Origin of the sequence: Psittacicella melopsittaci, from assembly GCF_003585925.1 — a bacterium.
GTDB classification, from domain to species: Bacteria; Pseudomonadota; Gammaproteobacteria; order Enterobacterales; family Psittacicellaceae; genus Psittacicella; species Psittacicella melopsittaci.
Genome location: NZ_NRJH01000039.1, coordinates 1 through 11,940, shown reverse-complemented (window position 1 = coordinate 11,940; position 11,940 = coordinate 1). Strand labels below are relative to the sequence as shown.

At 37.1% G+C, this 11,940-nt stretch carries 1 protein-coding gene and 1 pseudogene; both read left to right on the top strand.

What is annotated here, in order from left to right; all coding sequences use genetic code 11:
- Positions 1 to 25: 25 nt before the first annotated feature.
- Positions 26 to 3,340 (top strand): annotated as a pseudogene (locus CJP74_RS04720) (two-partner secretion domain-containing protein); the annotation flags it as partial.
- Entirely contained in the window at positions 3,306 to 11,882 is an 8,577-nt protein-coding gene (locus tag CJP74_RS04715; RefSeq protein WP_119497128.1) for a beta strand repeat-containing protein, read from the top strand. The pseudogene CJP74_RS04720 and the gene CJP74_RS04715, both read left to right, overlap by 35 nt.
- Positions 11,883 to 11,940 lie beyond the last annotated feature (58 nt).

Here is an 11,940-nt window from a genome sequence, read left to right as displayed (position 1 = left end):
CCAATGAAGCTCTCATTCTGCAGTACTTAACCGAGTGCTGGGGGGTAGCGTGTCTCAAATTATTGGTACTTTAGAATCAAACGGTAAAGTATTTATCGTTAACCCAGCAGGGATTGTTTTTGGAGCAAACTCAGTTGTAAACGTACAGTCTTTAGTTGCATCAACTCTTGATATTAGCAACGAGGACTTTGTTAAAGGCAACTATGTATTTAACCAAGACAAAGACCAAGCTATTGCTAGCGTTATCAACCAAGGTTTAATTAAAGTAAACGATGACGGTACTCTAGCTTTAGTGGGTGGTAAAGTAGTAAACAATGGAATTCTGGAAGCAAAAAATGGTACAGTGTACTTACTAGCAGGTCAGTCAATTACCATTCAGGATTTAGACAACCCATTAATTTCTTACAAAGTTACTGCCGATAACAAAGCTGTTAACCTTGGGGAAATTGTATCTAAACGTGCTTATTTATTAGCAAATAAAGTAGCAAATGGCTACACTTCTGCAAGTCAATTTGCTGATGTAATTTCGGCATCTGACTCTGCACGTAAAGCAACAATTACAGCAAACGGTGAAGTTTTACTTTACGGTGCTTCTGAGTCAGAATTAGTACAACAAACTAATTTCACAGATGCACAATTAGCGGCTAATATTAGCAATCAATCTGGCTTAGTAGTAATTAATGGCACAATCAATGCCTCTAATGCTGCAGGTACAGGTGGTACAGTAACAGTTCTAGGTGATACTGTAAGTCTAGAGAGCTCTGCATTAGTAGATGCATCTGGTAACCAAGGTGGACAAGTTTATCTTGGCGGTGATTTACAAGGTACAGGTGAACTAAAACTAGCAGCTAACACTAGTGTTGCACAAGGTGCGGTAGTAAACGTATCTGGTAACCAAGGAGATGCAGGTAAAGCTATCTCTTGGGGTAACACCGCAAATTATGATGGTTCTTTCTATGCTACCTCTGTAAATGGCAATGGTGGCTTTATTGAGACTTCAGGTAACTCCTTAAGTCTTGGCACTAATGTGTTCGTTGATACAAGATCTACATACGGTACAACGGGTAACTGGTTATTAGATCCAGACTCAATTCTTGTAGTTAACTCTTCGCCGAGCTGGTCTAAAATTAATACATTTGTGAATAGTACATCAAGAAACTATTCAGCTTCAAATCTTACTTCACTATCTGGTCCTGAGTTTAGTGCAGATGATGCAGTAGCGGCAAGAACACGAGCTACTTATACTTTTATTACCGATTCAGACATCCAAACTTACTTAAAGACCACAGGCGTAACCTTAACAGCAAGAAAGCACGTTGACTTCTATTATGTAAATATAACCGCAACAGATGCAGGTGCTGGTGATTTAACGGTTTATGCAAGACAATTTGTTAATTTTACAGAAAGTGAAATTAACCTCTCAGGTTCTTTAAATATCTATGATGGTAATACATCTCCGGCATACTTTAATGTTACGGATTCTTGTATTACTGCAGCTAATATTAGATATACCAATTCTTCTAGTTCAGAAGCTGAAGTGGTTGGTATAGTAAATATCAATAATAGTACCTTAAATGCAACATCTGGTGGTATTTATTTAAATACTTCAGATGAAGTAACAATAGAGAACGCTTCTAAGTTATATGCTACTAACATTACCATTCATGGTAGTGAGATAACTATCCAGAATGACGATACTCTTCTTTGTGCTACTGATGTTACCGTTAATGGTACAGGTAAGCTTAAAGTTACAGATAACGCTAAAGTTAATGCTACTGCTACAGTATCTTTTTATACACAAGATAGCGAGCTAGAAGTAGATGAAAATTCTGAAATTAATTCAGATAACATTACTTTAAATGCTTCTAAGGTTAATGTAACTGATGCTACTTTAAATGGAACAAATAATCTCACCATCACAGCTGCTAGAGAAGATGGTGATAGGAATGAAATTTTTATTAAAGACAACGCAGTTTTAAAAGCTGCTAATATTAGTATAAATGCAGGTGACTCTTCAAGCTCGTTATCTATAGAGAATACCCAGTTAACAGCGAGCAATAATGCTAGCTTAACTAGTACTAGTGTAGAGATTAAAGGTTCTACTTTTAAAGTAGATAATCATCTAGAAGCTAATGCTTCTTCAGAGCTCTGTGTAACAAGTAATTCTGAAGTTAATGCGAGTACGATTAACTTTACTGCGGGTGTAACTTTAAATGTTGATAGTTCAAACATTACCGCAAAAAAAGATTTATCACTTTGCTCTACTACGAGTGGGATAAACCTTATTAGTAGTAACTTAAGTGCACAAAATGTTAATGTAAGTTCAAACCTGCAAACTACAGTTAGCAATTCAACCTTAAATGGTACTACAAGTGTAAACTTAAACGTTGGTACTACTGCGGCTATTAGCAGCTCGAGTAAATTACTTTCTGCTAATGAAGTTAATGTAAAAGCGGGTTCGATTGAAGTTAATACTTCGTCTGAAGTAAATGCAACCATTGTAAATGCTACATCTACAGGTAGTCTGACCATTGACTCAGCAAAAGTTGTAGGTACTGAAGTTGATTTAAACGCAAGCTCTACAGCAACAATTAGGAATGGCTCTAATGTTAACGGGGCAAACAATACTAATATCTCTGGTAGAAGCGTTACTGTAACAGGACAAAATACTCTTGTTAATGGTTCTAATATTAAAGTTGTAGCTAGCGAAAGTATAGAGGTAAGCAGTTGTGCTACGATAAATGCTACTAAAAATGCATCTTTAAACGCAACTAGAACTCTAACTATAAGCTGTGCAACAGTTAAAAGTCCTGAAACAAGTCTTCACTCAGGTCAAGGTATTACTATTAACCGAAGTAATGTTAGCGGAGAAAATAATTTAACTATTACCTCTAACTCGGGAAATACTAACGTAAGTAACTCTAACCTTTCAAGTACAAATGTAACCGTTAATGTTAGCACTCTAAATCTTTGTGCTTCAAATGTTAATGGTACGAAGAAGGTATTAGTTAATGCATCTGAAAATCTTAATGTTACAGGTAGATCTAACATTACCAGTGAGGTAATTACCTTAGATAGTGATAATAGACTTTTAGTTACAGGTAACGCAAAAGTTAACGCAACTGTCTGTGTAACCATTACTTCTGACGAATTAATTAATGTTAGCTGCAACAGTGAAATTAACTCTCCTGTTATCAATATTACAGGTAAAGATGTTAGTGTAGTACGTAACGCAAAACTGAATTCTACAGATTCGGTAACCGTTAATGGTAGCTCAAGTGTAACTGTAAATAGTTCTACGATAAATGGGACACAAGGGTTATGTTGCATTAGAACGTAATTCTACAGTAAATGCTAATAATATTAATGTTTCTGGTAAGGAAGTAACTGTAGAGGATTCAACCTTAAACGGAACATTAAACACGACTATTACAGGTACAGAAAATGTACTAGTATCTAGTTCAACTGTAAATGGTACGACTGCAACAATTAAAGGTGATGGTCAAGTATCTATTGAAGAAGGTACCGAAGTAACCGCAAAAGAAGTTACAGTTTCAGGTGACGAAGTAACAGTAGCTAACTCTCGCTTAAACGGAACTGCAAACTCTAGTGTTACAGGTACAACCTCAGCTACAATCACAAATGGTGCTGAACTAAACAGTGTTAATGCAACTGTATCTGGTAAAGATGTATCAATTGAACAAGCAACAATTAATGGTACATCTAATGCAGCAGTTAATGCTACAGGTACTGTTACTTTAGTTGAGTCTACAGTTAAAGGTGAAAATGCTTCAGTTTCAGGTGCAACGGTAGAAATTCTTGATGAATCATTAGTTGAAGGTACAATAGCAACTGTTAATGGTACGCAAGTAACTGTATCTGAATCTAGAGTAAATGGTACTAACTCAGCAACGATTAATGGTACTACTGTTTCTTTAGGAGATAGATCTGAAGTAAATAGTGTTAACGCTACAGTAAATGGATCTGTTGTGACTCTTGAAGGTGCAACAGTAAACGGTACGAAAAATGCCTTAGTATGTGCAACTACAAGTGCAAGCGTAAGCGGATCAACTGTTGAAGGGGAAAACGCTTCGGTAGTAGCTAATACAGTAACTATTGATAACTCAAAAGTAAACGGTACAGCAAATGCTTTAGTATGTGCAACTACAAGTGCAATCTTAAGCGATGGAGCAACTGTTGAAGGAGCAAATGCTTCGGTAGTAGCTGGTTCTGCAACTCTTGAAGATGCAACAGTAAACGGTACGAAAAATGCCTTAGTATGTGCAACTACAAGTGCAAGCTTAAGCGATGGAGCAACTGTTAAAGGGCCAAACGCTTCGGTAGTAGCTAATACAGTAACTCTTGATAACGCAAAAGTACAAGGTTCAGCAAATGCTTTAGTATGTGCAACTACAAGTGCAAGCTTAAGCGATGGAGCAATTGTTGAAGGGCCAAACGCTTCGGTAGTAGCTGATACAGTAACTCTTGATAACGCAAAAGTAAACGGTACGAAAAATGCTTTAGTATGTGCAACTACAAGTGCAAGTTTAAGCAATCAAGCGACTGTTGAAGGAGCAAACGCTTCGGTAGTAGCTGATACAGTAACTCTTAACAAGTCAACAGTACAAGGTTCAGCAAATGCAACAGTTAAAGCTCAAACCAAGGCAACGTTAGAAAATGGTTCTACAGTTGAAGGGGTAAATGCTTCAGTAACTGGTGCTGATGTAGTTGTTGATAACTCATTAGTAGATGGTTCAACTAATGCTACTGTTGCAGGTACTAACAGCGTTACTGTTAATAACTCAGCGAAAGTTAATGGTACTAATACGCTAGTAAATGCACCAACAGTTGTAGTAGATGGATCTGAAGTAACAGGTACTAAGACTTTAGTTAATGGTACTAGCGTAACTTTAAACAACTCTGCAACAGTTAAAGCACAAGCAGGGGTTACAGTTAACGGTACAAGCATAACTATTGATAATGCTACAGTTAACGGTACTACTGAGACTTTAGTAAATGCAAGTACAAGCATTCTGGTGAACAACCAAGCTCAGGTTCTAGGTACTGACGTTAATTTAAGTGCGCCAAGCATTGCAATTAAAGGCCAGTCTAATGTTTCTGCAAGCAACCAAACTCTTGTAAATGGTACAAAATACATTGCAGTAGAGAACTCTACAGTTGGTAATAACTCTGCAAATACAAGCTTAACTGCAACTAACATTAGTGTTACAGGAGAAAATGCTCATGTAACTGGTACTGATGTTACTTTAACTGCAACTAATGTTGCGGTAAACGATCAAGGTAAAGTAGCAGCTACGGCAAATACTAACGTAAAAGCAGCTAATGTAAGCCTCAATGCAGGTACTATAGGTTCAACTGATGCTACGGGTACTACCCTAGTACAGGCAACTACAGTAAATGCAGCTAATAGTGCAAATATCCTTGGTGGCACCAAAGGCGTGACAGTTAATGCAACAAGCATTGACCTTAACGCAACTACAGTTAACTCGAAAGGGGCAACTCTAGTAAATGCAACAGTTGTAACTGTAACCAATAACTCACTAGTTAATGGTACAGATACAAATCTCTCAGCAGCAACAGTTCTTACTGTTCAAGGTTCAACAGTTGACTCAACTAACTCAACTAAACTAGTTGCTGATAAAGTAAATGTAACTAACAGTGTGGTTAACTCAACAGGCGCAACTGTAGTTAATGCAACTAGCCTCCTTGATGTAACTCAAGGTTCTAAAGTTGAAGGTTCGAGCGTTGACTTAAATGCAACTGCTGCTAAACTTAACGTATCAGACAGTAACCTAACAGCTAGAACTGGTAACGTTACTTTAAGAACCCCACAAAGCATTGAATTAACTAATGCTAATGTTTCTGGAGCAAGTGTAATTGCTCGTGCACCAGTAATTAATGTGACTAAAGGTAGCATTAAAGCTAACCAAACAGAAATTTCTCTTGGTGACGGTAATACCAATAAAGTTAACTTAAATGAAACAAGCTTAACTACCGATGGTGGTACAGCTGACATTAACGTTCAAGGTAAAGAAGAGATTACGGTAACTAACACGACTATTCACTCGTCGCGTGATCTAAACCTTACTGCTCCAGCTGGTAATGTAACAGTTAACAATGGTACAGTAAGAGCGGATCGTTATATTAACATTACCGCTCCAAATGTAAGCCTGAACGACAATGTAACTGTAACGGCTCCTAACTTAAGTTTAACAACCACTAACTATAGCACTAAAGGTGGGGCAACGATCAACGCTACTGATAATGCGTCGATTAGTGCAACTGACTTTAATGCAACTAACTTAAAAGTTAATACTAAAAACGCAACTATTAGTGCAACTAATATTACTTTAGTTGGCGGTACAATTAACGGTACAAATGCGGTTAATGTAAGTGCAACAGGTAACTTAAGTAGTAATGCAACTTTAGTTTCAGAAAATGGTAATACAAGTGTAAGTGGTGCTAATGTAACGCTTACAGGTGGTGAAGTTAAAGGGGCAAATGTTTCAGTTACGGCTACAAACAATGTAAATGTAACGGCAACTAACCTCAGCACTACAGCTGAACAAAACGGTCAAGTTGTAGTTAAAGGTAAACAAACAACCCTAAATAATACTAATATTTCAGCAACTGGGGAAAATGCAAGCGTAAGTCTAATTGCTCAGGGTGGTAATGTAACAGTTACTAACTCAAACACAACTTCAGCTTCACACCTCAATGTAACTGGTAATAATGTTAATTTAACTAACTCTAGCTTTACAGGTGATGACAAGGGTAGTGCAGTAATTAATGCAAGCGCAGGTAATGTAACCTTAAATGCAACTAAAGTTGGCAAATACATTCCAACAACTATTAGTGCAAGTAAAGGTAACCTAACTCTTGAAAATGGTTCGAGCATTGAATCTAACTCAGATTTAACTCTAACTTCAGGAGACAAGGTAACTATTACTGACTCAACGGTTAACTCAACCTCAACATCAGGTAAAGTAGTTGTTTCAAGTCCAAATGAAACTACTTTAACTAATGCAACCGTTAAAGCTAACGGCAGTATTAGTGTAAATACAGACAGCGGCAATACTACAATTGCTTCAACATCAACTCTTGTTTCAAAAGAAGACAAGGTAACAGTTGCAGGTAACAATGTAACGGTTGAAGGTAAAGTAACTGGCGTTAATGTTTCTGTAAGCGCAAAAGAAAACACTAAAGTTACAAATGCAAGCTTAACTTCAACAGCTACAGAAAATGGTACTATTGAAGTTAAAGGTAAAACTACAACTTTAGAAAACGCTACACTAGTAACTACTCCTAATACAAAATCTAACATAAGCATCACCGCTGAAGGTAATGTAAGTGTAAGCAACTCAACTACTACTGGTGCAGCGAACTTAAATGTAACTGGTAGCAATGTTACAGTAACTAACACTTCATTTACAGGTGATGACACAGGTCGTGCGGTAATCAATGGTACAGATGGTGATGTAACCTTAAATGCAACTAAAGTTGCAAAATACATCCCAACTTCGATTAGTGCTGATAAAGGTAATATTACTCTAGAAAATGGTTCTAACTTAGAATCAGGTTCTGATATTACGCTAAACTCAGGCGATCGTGTAACTATTGAGAACTCAACAGTTACTTCAACAGCTTCTGCTGGTACAGTAACTCTAAGCAGTCCAAACGCAACTACTTTAACTAACGCAACTGTTTCTGGTAATGGTGCAGTAGTAGTTACCACTACTAAAGGTAACACTACCGTTACTGATTCGAACATTACTTCAAATGACAACAATGTAAGCGTTGGTGGTGACAATGTAAGCGTTACTGGTAGTAAAGTTAGCGGAACTAATGTAACAGTAAGTGCAACTAATGCAACTAATGTTAAAGGTTCTAACTTAACTGCAACAGTAAGTAAAAAAGGTGAAGTGGTAGTTTCTGGTAAAGATACTACAATAGATAACACTAACATTACTGCAACTGGTACTAATGCTACAGTTAGCATTATTGCTAAAGAAGGTAATGTAACTGTTACTAACTCTAACACTACTAGAGCTTCACACTTAAATGTAACTGGTGGCAGTGTAAGTCTCTCTAACTCATCATTTACTGGTGATGACACAGATAGAGCGATTATTAACGCTACCAATGGTAACGTTACTCTTAATGCAACAAAAGTTAGCAAATATATTCCAACCTCAATTGAAGCTAACAAGGGTAGCATTACTTTAGAAAACGGTACAAGCGTTGAGTCTAACTCAAGCATTACCCTAAACTCAGGTGACAAAGTAACTCTAGATAATGCTACAGTTACTTCTACAGCTAAAGAGGGTACAGTTACTCTAAGCAGTCCAAATGCAACTACGGTAACTAACTCAACAGTAGAAGCAAATGGCACAGTAACGGTTAACACCACTGCAGGTAATACTACTGTAAGTAACTCAAGTCTCACCTCGAAAAACAGCAATGTAACTGTAGGTGGTGACAATGTAAGTGTTACAGCGGGTAGTAAACTTAGCGGTACAAATGTAACAGTAACAGCAACCAATACTACTGTAGTTACAGCTTCGAACTTAACTTCGACTCTAACTCAAGACGGTCAAGTTGTTGTTTCTGGTAAAGATACTACAATAGATAACACTAACATTACTGCAACTGGTACTAATGGTACAGTGAGCATTATTGCTAACGAAGGTAATGTAACTGTTAATAACTCTAACACTACTAGAGCTTCACACTTAAATGTAACGGGTGGCAGTGTAAGTCTAACTAACTCATCATTTACTGGTGATGACACAGGTAGAGCAATCATTAATGCTACTAAAGGTAATGCAACTCTTAACTCGACTAAAGTTGGTAAATATATCCCAACGGAAATCCAAGCTAACAACGGTAGCATTACTTTAGAAAACGGTACAAGTGTTGAATCTAAATCTAACATCACCTTAAAATCTGGGGATAAAGTAACCGTTGAGAACTCAACAGTAACTTCAACTTCAGAAACTGGTACGGTAACCTTAAATAGCCCGAATGCAACTACAGTTACTAACTCTAACGTAAGTGCAAACGGTACAGTTAATGTAAGTACAACTAATGGTAATACTACAGTAACTAACTCAAGTCTCACCTCGAAAAACAGCAATGTAACTGTAAGCGGTGGCAATGTAAGTGTTACTGATGGTAGTAAAGTTGGTGGTACTAATGTAACCGTAACTTCTACAGGTACAACAACAGTTACAGGTTCGAACTTAACTTCGACTCTAACTGAAGATGGTCAAGTAGTAGTTTCTGGTAAAGATACAACTGTATCTAACACTAACATTACTGCAACTGGTAAAAACGGTACCGTAAGCATTATCGGTAACGAAGGTAATGTAACAGTTACTAACTCGAATACTACTAATGCTTCTCACTTAGTAATAACTGGTGATAACGTTAACTTAACTAACTCATCATTCACTGGTGATGATACAGGTGAAGCTAAGATCACGGGTACTAAGGGTAATGTAACTCTTAACTCAACTAAAGTTGGTAAATACATCCCAACTACAGTAAAAGCAGATAACGGTAGCATTACTTTAGAAAACGGTTCTAGCATTGAAAGCAACTCAAGCATTACTTTAGAATCTGGTGATAAAGTAACCGTAGACAACTCAACGGTAACTTCAACTTCTAAAGACGGTACAGTTACTCTAACTAGTCCAAATGCAACTACAGTTAAAGGTTCAACAGTAACTGCAAATGGTACAGTTAGCATTGATACACCAACAGGTACAACAACTGTAGAGAACTCAACAGTTACTTCTAATAAAGATAATGTATCTGTAAGCGGTGGCAATGTAAGTGTGACTGATGGTAGTAAAGTTGGTGGTACTAATGTAACCGTAACTTCAACTGGTACAACTACAGTTAAAGGTTCTAACTTAACTTCAACTGTTAACAAAGACGGTCACGTAGTAGTAACAGGTAAAGATACTGAAGTATCTAACTCTAACATTACTGCAACTGGCTCTAATGGTACTGTAACGATAACTGGTAACGATGGTAATGTAACGGTTACAGATTCGAACACAACAAATGCTTCGAACCTAGTAATCTCAGGTACCAATGTTAACTTAACTAACTCATCATTCACTGGTGATGACACAGGTGAAGCTAAGATCACTGGTACTAAGGGTAATGTAACTCTTAACTCAACTAAAGTTGGTAAATACATCCCAACTACAGTACAAGCAGATAACGGTAGCATTACGTTAGAAAATGGTTCTAGCATTGTAACCAACTCAAGTATTACCTTAAAATCTGGTGATAAAGTAACAGTAGATAATTCAACGGTATCTTCTACATCAGAAAAAGGTACAGTTACTCTAACTAGTCCAAATGCAACTACCGTTAAAGGTTCAACAGTAACTGCAAACGGTACAGTTAGCATTGATACACCAACAGGTACAACAACTGTAGAAAACTCAACAGTTACTTCTAATAAAGACAATGTATCTGTAAGCGGTGGCAATGTAAGTGTGACTGATGGTAGTAAAGTTGGTGGTACTAATGTAACCGTAACTTCAACTGGTACAACTACAGTTAAAGGTTCTAACTTAACTTCAACTGTTAACAAAGACGGTAACGTAGTAGTAACAGGTAAAGATACAGAAGTATCTAACTCTAACATTACAGCGACTGGCTCTAATGGTACAGTAACGATAACTGGTAACGATGGTAATGTAACGGTAACAGATTCGAACACAACAAATGCTTCGAACCTAGTAATCTCAGGTACCAATGTTAACTTAACCAACTCATCATTCACTGGTGATGACACAGGTAGAGCGAAAATTACTGGTACTGACGGTAATGTAACTATCGAGAAAACTCATATCGGTAAATACATTCCAACCGAAGTAACAGCAAAAGGTAATGTAAGTGTTACAGGTAGTGAGCTTGAAGGCTCTAATGTAACTGTAACTTCAACTGGTACTACAACTGTTACAGATTCGAACCTAACCTCTACGCAAGACAAAGACGGTCATGTAGTAGTGTCTGGTAAAGATACTGAAGTATCTAAATCTAACATTACCGCTAAAGGTTCAAATGGTACAGTAAGCATTATCGGTAACGAAGGTAATGTAACAGTTACTGACTCTAATACTACTAATGCTTCTAACCTTGTAGTAACTGGTACTAATGTTACTTTAACTAACTCATCATTCACTGGTGACGATACAGGTGAAGCTAAGATCACAGGTACTAAAGGTAATGTAACTATTAACTCAACTAAAGTTGGTAAATACATCCCAACTACAGTTGAAGCTAACAATGGTAGCATTACGTTAGAAAACGGTTCTAGCATTGAGACTAACTCAAGCATTACCTTAAAATCAGGTGATAAAGTAACCGTAGATAACTCTACTGTAACTTCTACATCAGAAGACGGTACAGTTACTCTAACCAGTCCAAATGCAACTACAGTTAAAGGTTCAACAGTAACTGCAAACGGTACAGTTAGCATTGATACGCCAACAGGTACAACAACAGTAGATAACTCAACAGTTACTTCTACTAAAGACAATGTATCTGTAGGTGGAGAAAATGTAACCTTAACTGGTAGCTCAGTAACTGGTACTAATGTAAATGTAAGTTCAAATGGTACAACTACAGTTACTGGTACTAACTTAACTTCAACTGTTGACAAAGACGGTCACGTAGTAGTAACAGGTAAAGATACAGAAGTATCTAAATCTAACATTACTGCAACTGGCTCGAATGGTACAGTAACGTTAATTGGTAATGATGGTAATGTAACGGTTACAGATTCGAATACAACAAATGCTTCGAATTTAGTAATTTCAGGTAACATTGTTAATTAAACTAACTCATCATTCACAGGTGACGATACAGGTGAAGTTAAGATCACAGGTACTAAAG

Excerpts from the sequence above, each read along its gene's own strand:
- CJP74_RS04715 (WP_119497128.1), top strand. The coding sequence starts at position 3,306 with ATGGGACACAAGGGTTATGTTGCATTAGAACGTAATTCTACAGTAAAT.